The sequence below is a fragment of the Labrenzia sp. 5N genome (genome assembly GCF_012395805.1).
GTDB classification, from domain to species: Bacteria; Pseudomonadota; Alphaproteobacteria; order Rhizobiales; family Stappiaceae; genus Roseibium; species Roseibium algicola.
Genome location: NZ_JAAZTM010000017.1, coordinates 156,584 through 176,643, shown reverse-complemented (window position 1 = coordinate 176,643; position 20,060 = coordinate 156,584). Strand labels below are relative to the sequence as shown.

Here is a 20,060-nt window from a genome sequence, read left to right as displayed (position 1 = left end):
TCCCCATCCCTACCACGACCGGATCCAGGGAACCGGCCCGCCCCCCGCAGGCCGGTTCCCGCCTTTTCAGGCCCAGCTCAATCGGGATCAGGTCGAATGGGTCAAGATCAAAGCGGGTCAGAGTTCCCGCAGGCCGGCCTTGAAGCGCCGCCAGTTGCGCACATATCCGTCAGCGGAATTCGCAATCCCGTTCGCAGCTTCCAGCGGCAACGTTTTCACGACCTTTCCGGGCACGCCCACCACAAGAGAATTGTCCGGAATTTCCTTGCCTTCGGCAATAAGGGCATTGGCACCAATGATACAGTTGGAGCCGATGACAGCGCCGTTCAGAATTGTCGCGCCCATCCCGACCAGCGAATTGTCCTTGATCGTACAGCCATGCAGGATTGCCTTGTGGCCGATCGTGCAGTTTGCGCCGATGGTCAGCGGGTAACCCATGTCCGTATGAAACACGCAGCCGTCCTGGACGTTGGAGCGCATGCCGACGGTAATCGGCTCGTTATCGCCACGCAGGACCGCGTTGAACCAGACGCTTGCAGCTTCCTGCAGAATGATATCGCCAATCAGCGTCGCATTCGGTGCGATCCAATATTCCCCGTTTTCCGGAAAAACAGGCGTACGTCCATCAAGAGCAAAGACCGGCATGAGACCTCAGGTGTAACCAATCATGATCAGGGCAACGTTGATCACCATAACACCGGAACACATGCTCCACATGCCGGCAATCGTCGAAGACGCGACCAGCCAGCCCAACGGCCGCTTTTCGATCCTGCGTCCGCGAATGGCATTGCGCATGATGATGAAGGGTCCAGCGAACACGCAGACAAAAACGCCGGCGATAAACGACAGGATGCCCTCTCCGTCAAAGGCGAACTTCGGCGGCTGCTTCGTGATCAGCTGATAAAGGCTGCCCAGCACACCGGACGCAACAAATCCGGCGCATGCGATATATCCAACGATTAGAAGATTGAACAGCACGCCCGTTAACCCCTTGTTAACTCTTTCGCACGGAAAGTGATTAAGAATTCGTAAAGGGTCAAGAGCAAAGACTGTGCCGGAACGGCAAATGAGCGAAATCCCCTCAATTGAGCCACTCCAGCAGTGTCAACGCCTTCCCCAAGCGGGACACCTGTGCCGTTTCAGGACAACCTGTCCCATATATGTGCACAGCCAATCAAGGGACTGAAGTCGTGATACCTGTCTCCTTGCCAGGCCCGATCAGAACCGATCCCCGCCACTTCACCTGGCTGGCGTTGGCAATGTGTGTATTGGGCACGGCTCATGTTGGCGGGAAGATCTACTCCTGGTCATCCGGCTGGCCGATGGAGGCAGGCATCAGACAGGACCAGCCCGTCCGCTTTGCGGTTGGCACGACCCGCTTTGAGCTTCCCCTGAACCTGATCGCGACGGCTTCGCAGAAACGGCAGGCCCTTGGTTCCGAAGCCGCGTTTGAAACACTTCGCCTGAACCTGCACTGGTCTTCCAGCGCCACCAAGAACAACGATACGGGATGGGACACCCCTGCGACGATCCAAGTTGACCTTGAGAGCAATCCCGGCCGGGAAAGCCTGCGGGCAAGGCTTGATCCGTTCTACAGGCGTCTTGCACGCGGCGGCGAGATGAAGGGGCCTTCTGGACTGAAGGTGCTGAAATTGTCGGCGCGTGGCGCGCCTGCGACGGATCTCATCGTCTACGATCCAACCGTTCAAAACGGCTTCATCGCACGATGCCGCAAAGACAGCACTTCCGGAAAAGCCGGTTGCCACCGTGCCATCGTGTTCGCCTCGGGTCTGGAGCTGCGCTACAGCTTCGATCAATCGCTGCTGCCGGACTGGCGCCGTCTCGACGGCGACATCGTTGCCAGCATCGAAGGTTACCGAATGCAATGACCTGACTTGAGCGAATGGCGGAGAAATGAAAAAGGCGGCTCACCAGGGGAGCCGCCTTTTCACTTTACGATCGAAAAGTCTGAAACTCAGACTTCGTCCAGATCAATTTCAAGGATTGCCATCTGGAAGTTCCAGCTCAGATCTTCATCCTCATCGTCCCGGAAGATGACACCGATGAATTCATCACCGATGTAAACTTCAGCAGAGTCGTCCTTGCGCGGGCGGGCCTGCACCTTGATGGTCTTGTTCTCGAACTTCGAACGCAGATAGGCTTCGATCTTTCGGATTTCATCGGGTTTCACGGCGCTCTCCTGTTCTTTGCCTTCAGCATCAATCTGGCGCGGACCCTACAGGAGCCAACGGAAATGCCAAAGCCTTTCCGCAAGCTTTCCCCGTCTTCCTGAAACCGGAATTTCAATTCGTCTGGCCGGCGTCTTCACCGAGCAGCTGATTCATGCTGCGGGCCGGTTCTGCGCACCCTGCCTTGCCGACGATCTTGGCCGGAACCCCGGCAACCGTCGTGTTTGCAGGCACGTCCTGAAGCACCACGGACCCCGAGGCAATGCGCGAGCAATGTCCGATTTCCAGGTTGCCGAGCACCTTGGCTCCCGCCCCCAGCAAGACACCGCGGCGGATCTTCGGATGGCGGTCGCCATCTTCCTTGCCGGTGCCGCCAAGGGTGACGCCCTGCAGGATCGAGACATCGTCCTCGATCACCGCGGTTCCGCCAACCACAATGCCGGTACCGTGGTCGATGAAGATACCGCGCCCGACAGGAACTGCCGGATGGATGTCGATCTGAAAAACTTCCGAGCTGCGGCTTTGCAGATAAAGGGCAAAATCCTTCCGGCCACGGCGCCACAGCCAGTTTGCCAGCCGGTGCGTCTGCAGGCCATGGAAGCCCTTGAAGTAAAGGACCGGCTCCAGGAAACGGAAGCATGCCGGATCGCGGTCGAAGACGGCAACGATGTCGACCCTGAAAATCTTTGCCAGCTCCGGCTCGTCTGCCAGGGCTTCAAGATAGGTTTGCCGGATCAATGATGCGGAAACAATGTCCCGGCCCAGCCGGTCGCCAAGGCGATGAACGACGGCCTCTTCCAGGCTGTCATGGTTCAGAACCGTTTCGTAGACGAAGGACGACAGGGCCGGCTCTGCCGCGACCATCGCTTGTGCTTCATCCCTCAGTTGATGCCAGACCGGATCATGGGTCGGAACTTCTTTCAAACCGGTCTTGCTGATCGGTGCCGACATGGCCTGTCTCCTTTTCAAGCCGTCACGAGTGGTCCTTAAAATAGGACTGTCGTCTGATATTCCCAAATCAAACTTCCTGATATCAGATATGACCGTTTCGAATGAACCCCGATACCTGAAGATTTTCAGCATCTTGCTAACTGAAATCGCAATTTGAGGTTAAATCATGCCAACACAAACGTCCCAATCAGCCCCTTCCGGCAACCCGATGGTGATCCGCAACGGTCAGATTGCAGAGCTTGTGTTGAATGCACCCGACAGAAAAAACGCGCTGCCTCTTGCCGCATGGCAGGCAATTCCCGGTCTTCTGGCAGAGCTGGCACGGGATCCGGACCTGCGCGTCTGCATCGTGCGCGGTGCCGGTGGCAAGAGCTTTTGCGCGGGCGCTGACATATCGGAATTCGAAGCCATCCGCTCGACGCCGGAAGCCGCCAAGAGATACGACGACATAAATGTTGCCGCCTTCAAGGCGCTTAAGGCGCTGCCTGTCCCGGTCATTGCGGCAATTGAAGGCCCCTGCCTTGGCGGCGGCCTGGGCCTCGCGCTCGCCTGCGATCTGCGCATCGCGGCCCGTTCGGCCTTTTTCGCCATTCCTGCAGCGAGACTCGGTCTTGCCTATCCGCCCGAAGCGCTCGGGGACCTGCTGGAGGCCGTTTCACCATCCAACGCCAAGAGATTGCTGTTTTCGGCCGAGCGCCTGACGGCCGAAAAGGCGCTGGACATGGGCCTTGTCAATGAAGTGGTGGATGACATGGATCTGAACCAGCACATCAACGCGCTGAGCAAGGCACTCTGCGCCAATGCGCCTTTGTCACTGAAGGCAGCCAAGCAAGCCATCAATCGCCTCGCCCAGCCCGGCAGTCAGGCGGACGCAACGGCTGACCTTGCAAATGCGCAGGTCTGTATCGACAGTGCCGACTACCGCGAAGGCTGCAGGGCCTTTCTGGAAAAGAGATCGCCGGTGTTCACTGGCGTCTGACAAGATCGCAAGCCAAGCCCCGAAGCTGAATCAACCTCTCAACCACTTCTGCCAGCAAGTTGAAACGACTCCCGTTTTCACTTCGCAGCGAACGCCCGAACACGTCACGACGACTTGTCGGCATACCTGCCTCAGGCCATTGCGGGATCGGTTTTGAGTGCGATCAGGAAGTCCTCTACCGCTCCGGCAAAAACGTCGTTGCGATCACCGGCAACCATGTGTCCGGCATCTCGGATATCGGTGAATTTCGAGTGAGGCACCAGCGCCTGGAACTCGCGAACATGGTCCATGGACACCAATTCGGAGTTCTGCCCCCGGATCAGGAGAACAGGCACGGAAAGATTGCCCGCCGCAGCCAGCATGCGCTCTTGCGACTCCACCGCCCTGTCTTCGTCCTGATGATGCTTTGACTTCAGGAAAGCCGGGTCCCAGTGCCAGCGGTAGCGGCCATCTGCATGGAGGCGAAGGTTCTTTGAGAGGCCGGACAGGTCCTTGGGCCGCGAGCGGTTGGGCAGATAGCGGGCGATCGCATCAGCGGCCTCCTCCACATCGGCAAAGCCGTCATCGACCCTGTCTCCCATGAAGCCCAGGATCTTGGCGACACCTCCCATGTCGATCCGCGGCGTGATGTCCACCAGAACCAGCGCGGAAAGACCGCCCCTGTTTTCCTGTCCCTCCGCCAGCATACCGGCAAAGCCGCCAAGCGACGCACCAACGACAACCGGGTTCGCCTTGTGCAAGGCCTCAACCTGACTGGTGACAGCCACGAGATCCCTGGCGAAATCGTCGAATGTATAGTTTCCCGAGGCAACCCAATCGCTTTCGCCATGTCCGCGCTGGTCCAGTGAATAGACCGGGTGCCCGAGATCCGCGATCCTGCGTGCAGCACCGTCCCACGAATGCCGGGTCTGGCCGCCGCCGTGGAGCATGATCACAGGCAAGTCCCCTACCCCGTAGCGATCCGCCACCAGACCGTTCTTTTCCGCGCCCTGGAATTCAACACGCTTCGGACCCATGCAACCTCCCTCGATACCCGATCAGCACACCACAGCGCGGCTTGCGCCTCCGGTGGCGTCAGGCCTTACGCTTCAATGTTGTTCAGGAACGCCAGAACGCCCTGCTTGTGCACCTTGTCGCCCACCGCAACCATGTGATCTCGGCCCGGGATCTCCAGAACTTCCGCATGCGGAATCAAGGCCGCCAGCTTTTGCGGTGACCCGGCGATATCGTCCTTCGTACCGACAGCAATCAACACCGGACGTTCAATGCGCGCGACGTCTTCCTCGCTGATTTTCTGCCGCGAGGAGCGCATGCAGGCCGCCAGCGCCCGGCGATCGGACCCTGTCTGCTCCGCAAAGGCCCTGAAGGCGCGTCCGGTGCGATCGGAAATGTCCTGGATGCGGTCGGTCTCAAGGGCTGTCGCAATCGGTTCCGGATCTCCGATGCCGGAAATCATGCCGTAGCCCAGACCGCTGAAGATCGCACGGCGCACCCTGCCCGGGTGATTGAGGGTCAGGAATGCCGAGATTCTTGCGCCCATCGAGTAGCCCATGACATCGGCACGCTCGATATCAAGATGGTCGAGCAGGCGTTTGGCATCTTCCGCCATCACCGGTGCACCATAAGCTGCCGGGTCGTAGAATTTCTGACTGTCGCCGTGGCCGCGATTGTCGATGGTAATCACGCGCCTGCCGTCGCCGACCAGCAAATCGACCCAACCGGGATACTGCCAGTTCACCTGCTTGTTGGACGCGAACCCGTGGATCAGCAGGATCGGGTCCCCCTCACCTTTATCCTCATAGGCGATCCTAACACCATCGAACTCGAACTGAGGCATCTAAGACATTAACCCTTACGTAAACGGAAAACACAATTTCACGGTAGAGTAAGGGGTTTGGGCAGCGAAGGTAAAGCCCATTTCCGGCTCCAGGTGGAGCCTTGCTGCGGTTGTGGATCGCAGATTCCGGGTCTACCCATATATTTTACAAATGGATATGGTCCGGAAAATTTGCTATCGGGGTCCAACCCTTTAGAGACAGAGGAATTTCAACATGGCGGATCATGTCGTCCCGCATTTCCAGAACTCCAGCGGACACGATTCGGTGGCGATCGGCGCACGGGAATTCATGTGCATCGGCGCAAATCCTCCGTTTGATCATCCCCATGTCTTCCTCGACATGGGTAGTGAGAACGAAGTGGTCTGCCCCTATTGCTCCACGCTCTACAAGTTCGACAAGACACTGCAGGCAACCGAATCCTCGCCTTCAGACTGCACCTGGACGCCTGTAGCGGCGTAATTTATTGGTCTGTCCATGAGCACGAATGGTGAGACCGGTCTTCCGATCATTATTGCCGGCGCAGGGATTGGCGGTCTAACGGCCGCCCTTTGCCTGCATGCTCAAGGGCATGAAATTGTCCTCATGGACAGGGCTCGGCAACTTTCGGAAGTTGGCGCCGGCCTTCAGCTTTCTCCCAACGCCTGCTCGGTACTCGATCAGCTTGGCTTGCTGGAAGACCTCACCCCACATGCCTATGCCCCGGATTTTGTGAAAATCTGCTCGGCAAAATCCGGCGAAGAGCTCGCCAGGGTGACGATGGGCACTTTCCTGAAGGAGCGACACGGCTATCCTTTCTGGGAAATCCACCGGGCAGATCTCCAGCGCGTGCTTCTGGAGAAGGTCCAGGCCAGTGACGGTATTTCCCTCCGCCTTTCAAGCGAAGTTATCGATCTGGAATCCTCGCCCTACGAGCACCTGACCTGCGTGTTCCAGGACAATGAGATCTCGGGAAAACTTCGTTGCAGGGCTCTCATTGGCGCTGATGGGGTCTGGTCCAGGACCAGGCGGCTCATTCCCGGACATGAAGACGCTCATTACAGCGGCCAGGTCGCCTACAGGGCCACGGTCCCGATCGATGCGGTGCCCGAGCGCTGGCGCCGCGATGCCGGCCTCTGGTTCCACAAGAGCGCCCATCTGGTGCATTACCCGGTTCGTGGCGGTCGGGAACTGAACATCGTCGGGCTGGTCGAAGAGGCCTGGGAGGACGAGACCTGGTCTGCAAAGGCCAACAAGGAAACCCTTCTGAAGATTTTTCGGGATTGGCCAACCGAAGTTCGCAATCTTCTCACGATCCCTGACGCCTGGTTGAAATGGGCCCTGTGCAGTGTGGACGCTGGAGGCCCCTGGACTCATGGCAATATTGCGCTGATCGGTGATGCCGCCCATGCGATGCTGCCGTTCATGGCGCAGGGGGCGGCAATGTCTATCGAGGACGCAGCGATCCTGGCTGAGCATATGCCACAGGATGTCGAAAACATCCCCGCTGCCTTCAGGGCGTTTGAGCGGCAACGCAAACAACGGGTACAGCACATTCAGGGTATTTCTTTCAGAAATGCCCGCACATTCCACTATGGTGGCGCGATGGCCTTCGCCCGCGACACCGTTTTGCGCCTGTCGAAACCAACCAGCCTGGCTGCCAGGTTTGACGATATTTATGGCTGGACCCCCGGGCAATAGACCCGCTTTCGCTTGAGCCCGGCGTCAAGCTGGGATAAAGCCAATCCCCATCCATGTGTCAGGGAGTGTGAAGATGACCGGTCAGAGGGCAGATGACGTTGTAACCGCTGCGTTTCTGGTCATCGGGGATGAGATCCTGTCCGGCCGCACGAAGGACAAGAACATCGGCTTCCTCGCCGACTACCTGACTGCGCTTGGCATTGACCTGAAGGAAGTGCGCATTGTTCCGGACGAAAAGCCGGAAATCATCGGTGCCGTCAATGCGCTGCGGGCGCGCTACGACTACGTGTTCACGTCCGGCGGCATTGGCCCGACACACGACGACATCACGGCCGAAAGCATCGCCGACGCCTTTGGTGTTGCGCTGAACCTTGATCCGCGCGCTGTCGCAATCATGGAACCCCACTACCCGCCGGGCCAATTCACCCCGGCTCGCCAGCGGATGGCACGAATCCCCCAAGGCGCGGACCTCATCGAAAACAAGGTTTCGAAGGCACCGGGTTTCCGGATCGAGAACGTCCACGTGATGGCAGGCGTGCCGTCGATCATGCAGGCGATGATGGACGCGCTTGCGCCTTCGCTGAAGACTGGCAAGAAGATGCTGTCGGAAACCGTTGCCGCAGACATGCCTGAAAGCCGCATCGCCGAGCGCCTCGCTGCCATTCAGGACGCGCATCCGCAAACCTTGATTGGCTCTTATCCGAGAGCGACGGACGGCAAGTTCACCACACAAATCGTGATCCGCTCGCGGGACGAGGCGATACTGATGGCCGCGGTCAGGGATGTCGCGGAAGCTGTCGCCGACCTGTCGGGATAATCTGAAGGACTAGAAATGGAAAACCCAGCCCAAGACAAAGCATTCCCCGTTTCCTGGGACATGTTTCACAGAGATTCCCGCGCACTTGCCTGGCGCCTTTCTAGCGAAGGCGAATGGAAGGCGATCGTCTGCATCACCCGTGGCGGACTGGTACCGGCCGGGATCGTTGCGCGTGAGCTTGGCATCCGAACCATCGAAACCGTCTGCATTGCGTCTTATCACGACTACGACAGCCAGGGTTCGCTCAAGGTCATCAAGCCGATCGACCCGAAGGTCATCGACCTGGAAGACGGTGAAGGCAGCGGTGTTCTGGTGATCGACGATCTGGTCGACACCGGCAAGACCCTGAAAGTGGTTCGCGAAATGCTGCCGAAGGCGCACTACGCGACTGTTTACGCAAAGCCGGTTGGCGTGCCCATGGTCGATACCTTCATCACTGAAGTATCGCAGGACACCTGGATCTATTTCCCCTGGGACATGGGCTGGCAATTCCAGCCGCCGCTTTCGAAAGAAACCGCGGGCTGATCCAGACTTCGCAAACTCTTGAAGGTCCTGCCACGTTTCGGCTGGAACCCTGTTTGTAAATCGACAATCGACCGGTCAGACATGGCGTTTGGCCGGTCTTTTTGCGTCTGCCGTCAAGTCATTCCGGCCAGATCTCTCGGCTCGCCGAAACAAAAATTCGGCAAATCAGAACTTTGTCGCCTGTCATGCGTTTCCTCTCCGAAAACATGGTCGTTACACGCTACGAAAGCCTATTTCGGAAAACGGAATGCTCAACAGACGTTTGTTCCTCGCCTCCGCTGCTGCCGCTCTTGTGACCGGTTGCGTATCCAGCCAAAGAACCGGACAAATTGCAGGACCTGGCTACCCAGCCGATGGTCTGGGAAGAGCTGTGCGCATCTCGCCCGAGTACCTTCAGATGTACCGGGCAATGCCGGAAGAGCCCTACCCTATTCCGGCCGTGGATCTGTCGAAGATCGATCCGGTCTACTACCGCCAACTGGTCACCTATGCCGCTCCCGAACCAGCGGGCACGATCATCGTCGATACGCCCAACCGGTTTCTCTACCTGACCATGGAGGGCGGCCAGGCAATGCGGTATGGCGTCGGGATCGGCCGGGAAGGATTCGCCTGGGGTGGCCGTGCACGCATCGCACGCAAGGCGGCCTGGCCCAAGTGGACGCCGCCGGCTGAAATGATCGACCGTCAGCCAGAACTGGAGAAATACAGGAACGGCATGCCGCCGGGACTCGACAACCCGCTGGGTGCGCGAGCACTTTATATTTTTGAAGGCAATCGCGACACGCTCTACCGCCTGCACGGCACGTCGGAAACCTTGTCCATTGGCAAGGCCGTGTCGTCCGGCTGCGTGCGCCTGCTCCAGCAGGACATTATCGATCTTTATAACCGTGTGCCAAACGGCACGCCGATTGTCGTGCGGCAGGCGTAACAGCTGCCGCCCAATTTGGCTTGACTTGGCTTGGTTTGGCTTGGCTTCGCTCAGGCGATGATTTCGACCGGCTTGACTGCATCAATGCCGTCCAGCCGGACATCGCAGCCGATTGCAAAGGCTTCCACTCCGGCGCGTCTGGCCTCGGCAAAGGCGGCTGCATAGGCAGGGTCGATGTCGTCCGCAAGGCTCATCCGGCTGCAATCGGGCCGCTGGACCAGAAACACCATTGCCGCACGGTGTCCCTCGGCCACCATGTCGCCCAGTTCCACAAGATGCTTGGCCCCGCGGGCAGTGACACTGTCCGGAAATTCAGCAAGTCCTGCCTCACGCATCAGGTGGACGTTCTTCACTTCCACGTAGGTCTTCGCGCCGTCTGCACCTTCCAGCAGAATGTCGATACGTGAGTTCTTGCCGTATTTCACTTCACGGCGCAGCGTCTGATAGCCTGTAAGTCCGGCAATACGCCCTGCCTCCAACGCTTCTTCCACCAGCTTGTTGGGATGCGCAGTGTTGATGCCGACCAGAGCCCCGTCGGCCTCGATCACTTCCCAGGAATACTTGAGCTTGCGTTTCGGGTTGTCCGAAGCCGACAGCCAGACACGAGATCCCGGCTCCTTCAAGCCGAGCATCGAGCCCGGGTTGGCGCAATGGGCCGTGATCGCACCGCCATTGTCGTCCAGAAGAACATCGGCAAGGAAACGCTTGTAGCGCTTGACCAGACGGCCACTGACAAGGGGCGCGGAAAACTTCATGGCAGATCTCTCTCGTGCAGATCAGGGCCGGACGGCCCCGTTCGTTCAGGTGAGCTTAAAGGTCACTTTGACCAGAAATCCGGATCAAGAAGAACCAGGATTGTGAACAGCTCAAGGCGGCCGACCAGCATGGCAAAGGACAACAGCCACTTGGCGCCATCCGGCAGCGGAGCAAAATGCCCTGCCGGGCCGATGACCGGCCCCAGGCCCGGACCGACGTTGCCCACGGATGTTGCCGCGGCGGAAATGGCGGTAACCAGATCCAGATCGAAGAAGGACAAGGCAACGGTGATGATGCCCACCGACCCCATGTAGACAACAAGGAAGGCCAGAACCGAGAAGGACAGTTCAGGCGTCAATCTTGTTCCGCCGTACTCTTCCGACATGATCCGGTGCGGACGCACCATGCGGCGCAGATGCGCGCGGACGGTACCGAAGAAGACCAGGAAGCGGAAAATCTTGATGCCGCCGGTCGTTGAACCGGTACACCCCCCAACGAACATAAGCAGCAACGCGATCCCGACGACCGGCGCGCCCCATTGCGAATAGTCGCCCAGCGCATATCCGGTTCCTGTCACGATGGAAACCACGTTGAAGGTGGCCCTCAACAGCGCTTCATCGAAGGGAAAGTGCATGTTGAGGCCGAGATAGACCGTCAGCGTCAAAGCCACGACTGCTAGAAACCCCAACAATGCCCTCACCTGCGGATCTCGCCAGAGCTGCAGCGGATGACCGCGCAAGGCCTGGACGATCAGCACGAACGGCAAGGCACCGATGATCATGAAAACGATCGCAACCCAACCCGAGGCCGGATTGGTGAAATAGCCGAAGGATTGATCATGGGTGGAAAAACCGCCCGTCGCGATCGTGGTCAGGGCGTGATTGAAGGCATCGAACAGCTCAATCCCCGTGACCAGATAGGCGACGATGCACAGGAATGTCAGGAACAGGTAGGCAAGGCCGATCAACCGGATCAGTTCAACCGACCGGCTGACAATCTTCTCGGACCGGTCGGAGTTCTCGCTCTGGAAAAGCTGCATACCCCCGATCCTCAGGAACGGCAGCAGCACGATGGCCATAACGATGATACCGACGCCGCCCATCCACTGCATCAGCGAACGCCAGACCAAGAGGCCCGGCGGCAGACTGTCGATGCCGGTCAGAACGGTGGATCCCGTGGTGGTGAAACCGGATACCGCCTCGAACACCGCATCCGCGTAGCCGATGCCAAGCCACAGGAACGGCAGCGCGCCGAAGGCCGGCAACGTCGTCCAAGCAAGCGTCGTGAGAACGAAGGTCTGCCGTGTGTCCAGTCCCTCGCGCAGCGATCCGCCGACGGCAAGAGACAACAGCATGCCGATCATGCCGGTCAGAAGTGCGGAAAAGACAAAGGCCTGCCAATCGGCATTTTTCTGGGCAACGTCCACGATAGCGGGAATGAGCATGGCAGTTGCCAGGCCGACATACAGAAATCCGAGAACATTCAAAACTGGTCTGAGAGAAATCAAGTATCAGTCTTCCCGAAAAACGCTGTGTCGGTCGGCCGATCCGCGAATTGCCGCACCAACCACTCGTCCTAACGCCTTTCTGCCGATTTTCCAATGGCTTTGGCGCGCGTTCCCCGGAAGATGACGGGGATGACCATCCGGGTCTTGGTCAACAAAAGGCATGTCTCACACCGCCAATAGAGCTTGTCCTTCCATTTTGGAACCGCCTGGCGAAGTTGATTGGCATCTGTGCACGGGCACGTTACGCAGGAACAGCGCGGGAAACCGCCAATTTTTTTAGCCCTGTTCAGGATTTCGTAGCGAATAAGAATTACTTTTACGTGCTAATTGCCAATCCAGCTTCCTATACGTGAAATTGACAAGGATTTGGTGCAATAGAACGGCTCGGACTACATTCGCTTGTATTCAGGATCAGCCTCACCCTGGTGGTGATGGTGCTTTGCAGCATCGGGCTGGTCTCAGGGCTTGCCTATCTCGATTTGTCCAGAAGCACTCAGGAAAATGCCACCATCAGGCTGGACCGGGCCGCACGTACCGCTGCTTCAATGCTGCATTACGGCACGAATGAAAGCTTCAATCCGGTTTTCGCTGATAGTGGTGAGCCGATCGTCATTCGCGTTTCCGAAGCTTCTGCCAAAGAATTGCTCCAGCCGAGCGAAAAGCTGGACGGCTTGATCGAAACCATAGGCAAGACCAATCAGGGCGCGGCGAATTTGTTCAGCTGGTCGAGCGAGACCAGATCCTTCGACCGCTTCGCCACCACCGTCAGCCACCCCAAGGGTGAGCCCCCGCCGGCTTTTTCCATCAGTGAAGGACACCCCGCATTTGCCAGTCTTTCTGCAGGCCAGCCATATGCGGGCAATGTTCCGGTTCAGGGCAGGTTCCGCCTCGCCTATATGACGCCGATTGTCACTGATAGCGGTAAGCTTGTCGGTGCAATCGCAGTTGATGTCGGCTGGGCAGACGACCTGACATTGGCAGAAAACCGACTGAAGACACGCATGGCCTCTGCAGCCATTGTCATCCTGTTTGCTGTCATCCTCGTGGGTGGATTGTTCCTGCGTTTCGAATTGCGGCCACTGCGCCGCCTGGCAAAGACAGCGGATGAACTGGCCACCGGCACCCAACCAAAACGCATTCCCTTCACAGACCGGCGGGACGAGATCGGTGATCTGGCACATGGTCTGGAGAGGGTCACCGACCTGCAGGACAAACTTCACAAGCTTGCCTATACGGACCCCGTAACAACCGCAGGCAACCGTGCCAGATACTTCTCGGACCTGAGCGAAGCCTTGCAACGGGCAAGGTCCGGCACGTATTCGGCCTCACTGATCCATCTGGATTTCAATGGCTTTGCCAAGGTGAACGACACTTTCGGCCAGCAGGCAGGTAACCGGGTCCTGTTACAGGCCTACGCACGTCTTGCAAATATCTTCGGCCCGAGCGCGCAGATTGCTCGAATTTCGGCAGACGATTTCTGCATTCTCCTGCCCTTTGACAGCAAGGGCGCGATTGCAGAAGACTACGCGGTGCAGGCAATCGACATGCTGTCCGTCCCCTTCCAGCTGGAAGAAGGCGAAATCCGTGTAGAACCAAGCATCGGCATAGCCCTTTTGCCGCAAGATGCAGAGGACGCGGAAACGGCTCACCGTATGGCAGGACTTGCCTTGCGGGCAGCAAAGCGGAACGCAGGCGCACGATACGAATTCTTCTCTCCGCCCCTGAACGACCGCGTCCAGAGTGAAATGCTCACGGAGACGCTGCTGCGGGCCGCACTTCAGACCCGCCAGCTTGTCTTGCATTATCAGCCCCAGGTTTGCCCTGCCGACGGCCGTCTCATTGGCCTGGAAGCCCTGCTCCGTTGGCCACACGAAAAACGTGGCCTCATCCCGCCGGGAGAGTTCATTCCGATTGCGGAAAAGACCGGCCTTATCCTGGACCTTGGCCAATACGTTCTGGAATCGGCGTGCAAGCAGGCCGCAGAGTGGCTGCAGGCCGGTTTCGAGTTCGGCCAGGTTTCCATCAACGTATCACCGCTTCAATTCCGCCAGTCCAATTTTGCCGACACGGTTCGCCAGACCCTGAACGACTATGGCCTGCCTGCAAGCTATCTGTGTCTTGAAGTGACGGAAAACGTCTTTGTCGACACCAGGGAACAGCTGGTTCTGAACATCCTTTCAGAACTTCAGCAGATTGGCGTCCAACTTTCCCTGGACGATTTCGGCTCGGGTTACTCTTCCCTGAATTATCTGCACCGGCTGCCATTCCAGGAGCTGAAGATCGACCGAGCCTTCATTTCCGGGGCGGATACGCACCCGCAACGCGAACAGCTGTTTGAGGCGATCGTTCGGCTTGGACGCAGCCTGGGCTTGCGTGTGATAGCGGAAGGTGCCGAGACTGCAGGAGAGTTCGCGCTGACAGTGACCCATCACTGCGACGGTCTTCAGGGTTATTATTGCTCCCCGGCCGTACCGGCAAACCTCATTCAATCTCAGCTGCAGAGCTTCAGGGCGACCTTGAAAGCGTCCGGCCTCACAAGCGGTTCCGACCAGTCCTCCAAGAAACGCGCTTGAAGTTCCCCGAAGATTTAACCCGAGAGCTTTCCCGTCATCAGGATGGGTGCCGCATCCAGCTTGTGCGCGTTCATCATTTCGGCAATCTGCTCGATTGAAGAAACGAGGTGCGTCCGGTCCTCGGCATTCAGATCATCGAACTTTCGCACGAACTCTTCATGCAGAAGGCCAGGCAGGTTTGAGGCAACCTCTTTTCCACTTTTCGTCAGCTTGGCATGGACGATTCGCCGGTCCGAGACGGATCTGTACCGCTCGACAAGACCCTTTTCTTCCAGCTTGTCGAGAATGGTTACCACGGTCGCCGAGCTCAGGTCAGCGTTGTCCGAAAGGGCTTTGGTCGTCACCTCACCCAGATCTCGAATCCCTTGCAAAACAACGATTTGCGGGATCGTGAGCCCGGTCAGTCTGGACACTTCTCTGGAGCGCAAGTCAATGGCCCGGACGATCTTCCGGATAGCCTTGACCACTTGCGATGCCTGCATCGCCTGCATTATTACACCTCTATTAATTTGAACTCTAATGATTAGACCTCTATATAGTGCACGTCCAGTTACAAAACGGAGATTTTTTTCAATATGTGCGGCATTTGCGGCGAAGTGGTTTTCAATGGCAGTCAGGCAGACGTTGTCCGGGTCAGCCGGATGGCGGACGCCATGGCGGCGCGCGGCCCCGACGGTATGGGTGTAACGCAGCGCGGCCGGGTCGCCTTTGGCCACAGGCGCCTGAAGATTATTGACCTAAGCGAACGTGGTACGCAGCCAATGACCGACATGGCGCTTGGCCTGTCCCTGGTCTTCAACGGCTGCATCTACAATTATCAGGAGCTGCGATCCGACCTGATTGGCCGCGGCTATTCGTTCTTCTCCACCAGCGACACCGAGGTCATCCTCAAGGCCTGGGCCGAGTGGGGCAAGGATTGCTTTTCCAGGTTCCACGGCATGTTCGCCATCGCCATTCACGAGCACGACAGCGGCCGCATTCACCTTGCCCGCGACAGGTTCGGCATCAAGCCGCTTTACCTGAGCGAAGCGAATGGGCGTCTTGCCTTTGCCTCCTCCCTGCCTGCACTTCTGGCAGGCGGTGGCATCGACAAGTCGATCGACCGGGTGGCGCTGCATCACTACATGAGCTGGCACGCTGTCGTTCCCGCGCCGCGCACGATCCTGAACGGCGTGCGCAAGCTGCCCGCGGCCACGGTGCGGACGCTTGAAGCTGATGGCACCTCTTCCGAGTACACCTATTGGGAACCGCGTTTTGAAAAGACGGCGGAAGATCTTGCCCGCAGCGCCGACGACTGGCGCGATGAAGTCCTGGAAAGCCTGCGCACAGCCGTTCGCCGCCGCATGGTGGCCGACGTACCTGTCGGCGTTCTCCTGTCCGGCGGTGTCGATTCCAGCCTGATCGTCGGTCTGCTGGCCGAGGAAGGCCAGAAGGGTCTTGCGACCTTCTCCATCGGCTTTGAAGAAGCACATGGCGAAAAGGGCGACGAATTCCAGTATTCGGACCTGATTGCCGAACACTACGGAACAAATCACCAGCAGATCTTCATCCCTTCCTCCGAGCTTCAGGAAAACCTGCCCGGAGCGATCAAGGCGATGTCCGAGCCGATGGTCTCCTATGACAATATCGGCTTCTATCTGCTGTCACGTGAGGTTTCCAAGCACATCACCGTGGTCCAGTCCGGCCAGGGTGCCGACGAAGTCTTTGCCGGTTACCACTGGTATCCGAAGCTCAGCGGCTCAAACAGTCCGGTTTCTGATTATGCCACGGCATTCTTCGACCGGACCGAAGCACAGATGACAGAGGCTGTTTCCCCCGCCTACCACTGTGCCAGGGATGAAAGCCTTGCCTTCGTCGAAGAGCATTTCGCCCGCTCCGGCGCTGCCGATCCGGTCGACAAGGCCCTGCGGCTCGATACCAACGTCATGTTGGTGGATGATCCCGTCAAGCGTGTCGACAACCACTCCATGGCCTGGGGCCTTGAGGCGCGCGTTCCGTTCCTCGATCACGAACTGGTCGAGCTCGCCGGACGCATTCCTGCCGAGTTCAAGCTCGCACAGGAAGGCAAGGGCGTCCTGAAGGAAGCTGCGCGCAAGGTCATTCCGAGTGCCGTCATCGACCGTCCGAAGGGCTATTTCCCGGTGCCTGCGCTGAAATACATCCAGGGTGACTACCTCGACATGGTGCGCGACACGCTTTCCAGTCAGGCCGCCAGGGAACGAGGCCTCTTCAACGAGGTTTACCTGCAGAAACTGTATGCCGACCCGACCAAATACATCACGCCTTTGCGTGGTTCCGAGCTTTGGCAGGTCGCGCTTCTGGAAATGTGGCTGCAGGCACAGGAGGTCTGAACATGGCCGAGAATGAACCTTCGCGACCGAAAGGTGCGTTTGACCACCGCCTGAAGCGCATGCGCCAGCATGGGCTCAAACCGGAATACCGGCTGGACGAGACGGAAGCCCAGAAGAACCGGTTTATCGATTGTGGCTGGGGACGGCTGGTGTTTGCCAACACCTATGGCGAAACCGAGAAACTGGTCGAGGTCCTGCGCAACGAGCGACCGGACAGACGCGACATCGCGTTCTATGTGCGTGATCCGCATGTACTGGTCGGCTCGGCCCCGCAGGAGCTGTTCCTTGACCCCTCGCACACGTTCCGCCTGGATCTCGCGACCTACCGGCCGGCGCGTAATCGTCGCAAGGGCTTCACGGTACGGCGTTTGTCTTCCCGCAGTGATGCGGAGGCGATCAACGAACTTTATCTCACCCGCGGCATGGTGCCGGTGCCGCCGGAGTTCTTCTGGTCGCAACTCGATCCGCGCACCATCACGGTGCTCGTGGCGGAAGAAGACGAGACCGGTGTCATCGTCGGCACGGCAATGGGCGTCGATCACAGCCGGGCCACCAATGATGCCGATCTCGGCAGTTCGCTCTGGTGCCTTGCGGTTTCCCCGCAGGCCCGGTTTCCGGGCATAGGGGAAGCCTTGGTCCGGCGCATGGCGGAGGTCTTCAAGGGCAAGGGCGCACCGCACATGGACCTGTCGGTGCTTCACGACAACGAACTTGCCATTGGCCTTTACGACAAACTCGGCTTCGAGCGGGTTCCCTATTTCACCATCAAGCGCAAGAACACCATCAACGAGGCCCTGTTCGCCGGCCCTGCCGTTGAAGACAAGCTGAACCCTTACGCCACCATTGTCGTGAACGAGGCACGGCGGCGCGGTATCCAGGCGGAGATCATCGACGCGGAAGGCGGCTTCTTCCGCCTGTCCTATGGTGGCCGCTCGGTCGCCTGCCGGGAATCCTTGAGCGAATTCACCAGCGCCGTCGCCATGTCCATCTGCGACGACAAGGCCACCACGCGCCGGATCGTCGAAAGGGCCGGTGTAAACGTGCCTGACCAGATCCTGGCAGGATCCGCTGATGAGATCGCCGCGTTTCTGGACCAGCACGGTTCGGTTGTGGTCAAGCCTGCGCGCGGTGAACAGGGCAAGGGCATCGCCATCGGACTGACAACGACCGAAGACGTCATGGCTGCGGTGGAAGTTGCCCGTACCCACTCCAATGATGTTCTGGTGGAGGAATTCGTGACCGGTCAGGATCTGCGGCTTGTCGTGATCGACTACAAGGTAGTGGCGACCGCCCTGCGCAAACCGGCCGAGGTCACCGGAAACGGCAAGGCCACGATTGGAGAACTGATCGAAATCCAGTCCCGCCGCCGGTCTGCGGCAACAGGCGGGGAATCCAGGATCGAAGTGGACGACGAGGTTCTGCGCTGCCTCACAGCCAACGGATTTCAGCTGGAAGATATTCTGCCAGAAGGCAAGACCTTGCCGGTCCGCCGTACGGCCAACCTTCATACCGGTGGCACCATTCATGATGTGACTGGTGAAACCCATCACACCCTGATCGAAGCCGCGATCAAGGCAGCGCGCGCAATTGAAATTCCGGTGACAGGCATTGACTTGATGGTCAAAGACCCGCGACAACCGGAGTACCGCTTTATCGAGGCGAACGAGCGGCCGGGGCTCGCCAACCACGAACCTCAGCCAACCGCAGAACGCTTCGTGGACTTCCTGTTTCCCCTGTCGGTGCCTCAACCCGTCAGGACGACCTTGAACCGGGCCGGAACATGACCTTGCTGAATATCGATATTTCCTATTTGAACGATCGACTGAAGGAACTTCTGAAAATCCCCAGCCCGACGGGCTATACGGACGAAATTGTCCGGCACGTTTCCAAGGAACTGGAGGCGCTGGGGGTATTTTACGAAATTACCCGCCGTGGCGGTGTTCGGGCGAGAGTGTCCGGCAAGTCGCGCCGTCCCGCGCGGGCCTTCGTATCGCATCTCGATACGCTTGGCGCCCAGGTAAAATCGCTGAAAGACAACGGCCGACTGGAGCTGGTGTCTATCGGCCACTGGTCCGCCCGCTTCGCGGAAGGAGCCCGCACGACGATCTTTTCCGAAAGCGGCGCCTACACCGGCACCATATTGCCGCTGAAGGCGTCGGGGCACACCTACAACACCGGCGTGGATGAACTTCCGGTCGGATGGCCCTACGTCGAACTTCGCGTAGACGCCTATTCCAAGTCGGTAGACGACCTGCACCGGCTTGGTATCGACGTCGGCGATTTTGTTTCCATAGACCCGGCGCCGGAGTTCCTGGAAAACGGCTTCATCGTTTCCCGCCACCTGGACAACAAGGCAGGTGTTGCGGTGATGCTGGCGGCGATCAAGGCGCTGGTGGAATCCGACATCGAACCGACGGTCGACGTGTTCTGGCTGTTCACGATTGCAGAGGAAACCGGCCATGGCGCCCAGTCCATCCTGACGCCAGACATCGCGTCGCTGGTTGCCATCGACAACGGCACCACTGCCCCAGGGCAGAATTCGGACGAATTCGGCGTCACTATCGCCATGGCGGACCAGACCGGACCATTCGACTATCATCTCACCCGCAAGATGGTCCAACTCTGCCGGGACAACGACATCAAGTTCCAGAAGGATGTCTTCCGCTTCTATCGCTCGGATGCGGCAACCGCCATCGAGGCGGGTGCGGACGTGCGCACGGCGCTGATCACATTTGGTGTTGATGCCAGCCACGGCTATGAGCGCATCCACATGCACGCGCTGCGCTCGCTCGCCGAACTGGCGACCGGCTATGCCCTCAGCCCGGTGGAAATCCAGCGGGACGCCCGCGAATTTGCGGACCTCAAGGGCTTTACCCGTCAGCCGACCGCCGATGCCGACCAGACACTCAATCCGGAGACGGACGAACCGCTGCCGGAACCGGCGGGCGAATAACGCCCGCCGCCGAGAC

Annotated in this window: 20 protein-coding genes; 11 read left to right on the top strand and 9 right to left on the bottom strand. The window is 58.7% G+C overall.

Annotated elements, in window-relative coordinates; all coding sequences use genetic code 11:
* Window positions 1–117: 117 nt before the first annotated feature.
* On the bottom strand, window positions 118–645 hold the full coding sequence (locus HEP89_RS19420; RefSeq protein ID WP_023001077.1) for a gamma carbonic anhydrase family protein: 528 nt from the start codon (window positions 643–645) through the stop codon (window positions 118–120).
* A gap of 6 nt (window positions 646–651) precedes the next feature.
* On the bottom strand, window positions 652–978 hold the full coding sequence (locus HEP89_RS19415; protein WP_023001076.1) for a hypothetical protein: 327 nt from the start codon (window positions 976–978) through the stop codon (window positions 652–654).
* A gap of 281 nt (window positions 979–1,259) precedes the next feature.
* Here HEP89_RS19415 and HEP89_RS19410 point away from each other — a divergent pair, with 281 nt between their 5' ends.
* Complete coding sequence (locus HEP89_RS19410; protein ID WP_139314111.1) at window positions 1,260–1,889, top strand: hypothetical protein; 630 nt, start codon at window positions 1,260–1,262, stop codon at window positions 1,887–1,889.
* Window positions 1,890–1,975: 86 nt separating this feature from the next.
* Here HEP89_RS19410 and HEP89_RS19405 read toward each other — a convergent pair whose 3' ends face one another.
* Together HEP89_RS19405 and cysE are read right to left on the bottom strand one after the other, a co-directional pair.
* The gene (locus HEP89_RS19405) at window positions 1,976–2,191 is read right to left on the bottom strand and encodes a DUF3126 family protein (RefSeq protein ID WP_006940479.1); all 216 of its coding nucleotides are present in this window, start codon (window positions 2,189–2,191) and stop codon (window positions 1,976–1,978) included.
* A gap of 112 nt (window positions 2,192–2,303) precedes the next feature.
* On the bottom strand, window positions 2,304–3,140 hold the full coding sequence (gene cysE, locus HEP89_RS19400; protein WP_023001074.1) for a serine O-acetyltransferase: 837 nt from the start codon (window positions 3,138–3,140) through the stop codon (window positions 2,304–2,306).
* 166 nt (window positions 3,141–3,306) lie between these two features.
* Here cysE and HEP89_RS19395 point away from each other — a divergent pair, with 166 nt between their 5' ends.
* Complete coding sequence (locus tag HEP89_RS19395; RefSeq protein WP_075282453.1) at window positions 3,307–4,119, top strand: enoyl-CoA hydratase; 813 nt, start codon at window positions 3,307–3,309, stop codon at window positions 4,117–4,119.
* A 131-nt stretch (window positions 4,120–4,250) separates the two neighbouring features.
* On the opposite strand, the gene HEP89_RS19390 is transcribed toward HEP89_RS19395, so the two are convergent.
* Together HEP89_RS19390 and HEP89_RS19385 are read right to left on the bottom strand one after the other, a co-directional pair.
* Window positions 4,251–5,135: an alpha/beta hydrolase gene (locus HEP89_RS19390; protein ID WP_168692823.1), complete on the bottom strand. Its 885-nt coding sequence runs from the start codon at window positions 5,133–5,135 to the stop codon at window positions 4,251–4,253.
* Window positions 5,136–5,200: 65 nt separating this feature from the next.
* Window positions 5,201–5,956, bottom strand: coding sequence for an alpha/beta hydrolase (locus tag HEP89_RS19385; RefSeq protein WP_023001071.1), 756 nt, complete (start codon window positions 5,954–5,956; stop codon window positions 5,201–5,203).
* 214 nt (window positions 5,957–6,170) lie between these two features.
* Here HEP89_RS19385 and HEP89_RS19380 point away from each other — a divergent pair, with 214 nt between their 5' ends.
* From HEP89_RS19380 to HEP89_RS19360, 5 genes are all read left to right on the top strand, one after another.
* Window positions 6,171–6,416, top strand: coding sequence for a zinc-finger domain-containing protein (locus HEP89_RS19380; RefSeq protein ID WP_023001070.1), 246 nt, complete (start codon window positions 6,171–6,173; stop codon window positions 6,414–6,416).
* 15 nt (window positions 6,417–6,431) lie between these two features.
* A complete protein-coding gene (locus HEP89_RS19375) occupies window positions 6,432–7,634 on the top strand; it encodes an FAD-dependent monooxygenase (RefSeq protein ID WP_077292647.1) in 1,203 nt (400 codons plus the stop codon).
* 73 nt (window positions 7,635–7,707) lie between these two features.
* Window positions 7,708–8,451, top strand: a complete 744-nt coding sequence (locus HEP89_RS19370; protein WP_077292646.1) for a competence/damage-inducible protein A — start codon at window positions 7,708–7,710, stop codon at window positions 8,449–8,451.
* Between the two features lie 15 nt (window positions 8,452–8,466).
* Entirely contained in the window at window positions 8,467–8,976 is a 510-nt protein-coding gene (gene gpt, locus HEP89_RS19365) for a xanthine phosphoribosyltransferase (protein WP_023001067.1), read from the top strand.
* Window positions 8,977–9,223: 247 nt separating this feature from the next.
* Window positions 9,224–9,904, top strand: coding sequence for a L,D-transpeptidase (locus HEP89_RS19360; protein ID WP_197923252.1), 681 nt, complete (start codon window positions 9,224–9,226; stop codon window positions 9,902–9,904).
* A 50-nt stretch (window positions 9,905–9,954) separates the two neighbouring features.
* Here HEP89_RS19360 and sfsA read toward each other — a convergent pair whose 3' ends face one another.
* Window positions 9,955–10,659 carry a DNA/RNA nuclease SfsA gene (sfsA, locus tag HEP89_RS19355; RefSeq protein ID WP_062488489.1) on the bottom strand — a complete coding sequence of 235 codons (705 nt, stop codon included), beginning with the start codon at window positions 10,657–10,659 and terminating at the stop codon, window positions 9,955–9,957.
* A 62-nt stretch (window positions 10,660–10,721) separates the two neighbouring features.
* On the bottom strand, window positions 10,722–12,146 hold the full coding sequence (locus HEP89_RS19350; protein ID WP_023001064.1) for a TrkH family potassium uptake protein: 1,425 nt from the start codon (window positions 12,144–12,146) through the stop codon (window positions 10,722–10,724).
* Window positions 12,147–12,598: 452 nt separating this feature from the next.
* On the opposite strand from HEP89_RS19350, the gene HEP89_RS19345 reads away from it, so the two are divergent.
* Window positions 12,599–14,740 (top strand): EAL domain-containing protein, encoded by a 2,142-nt coding sequence (locus tag HEP89_RS19345; protein WP_077292645.1) that lies wholly within the window; start codon window positions 12,599–12,601, stop codon window positions 14,738–14,740.
* A gap of 14 nt (window positions 14,741–14,754) precedes the next feature.
* On the opposite strand, the gene HEP89_RS19340 is transcribed toward HEP89_RS19345, so the two are convergent.
* Complete coding sequence (locus tag HEP89_RS19340) at window positions 14,755–15,231, bottom strand: MarR family transcriptional regulator (protein WP_023001062.1); 477 nt, start codon at window positions 15,229–15,231, stop codon at window positions 14,755–14,757.
* Window positions 15,232–15,315: 84 nt separating this feature from the next.
* Here HEP89_RS19340 and HEP89_RS19335 point away from each other — a divergent pair, with 84 nt between their 5' ends.
* The 3 genes from HEP89_RS19335 to HEP89_RS19325 are packed head-to-tail and all read left to right on the top strand — an operon-like array spanning window position 15,316 to window position 20,044.
* A complete protein-coding gene (locus HEP89_RS19335; RefSeq protein ID WP_062488487.1) occupies window positions 15,316–17,091 on the top strand; it encodes an N-acetylglutaminylglutamine amidotransferase in 1,776 nt (591 codons plus the stop codon).
* Between the two features lie 2 nt (window positions 17,092–17,093).
* Complete coding sequence (ngg, locus tag HEP89_RS19330) at window positions 17,094–18,875, top strand: N-acetylglutaminylglutamine synthetase (RefSeq protein ID WP_077292644.1); 1,782 nt, start codon at window positions 17,094–17,096, stop codon at window positions 18,873–18,875.
* On the top strand, window positions 18,872–20,044 hold the full coding sequence (locus tag HEP89_RS19325; protein ID WP_055654850.1) for an osmoprotectant NAGGN system M42 family peptidase: 1,173 nt from the start codon (window positions 18,872–18,874) through the stop codon (window positions 20,042–20,044). Before ngg ends, HEP89_RS19325 begins: the two co-directional genes overlap by 4 nt.
* The last annotated feature ends 16 nt before the right edge of the window (window positions 20,045–20,060 follow it).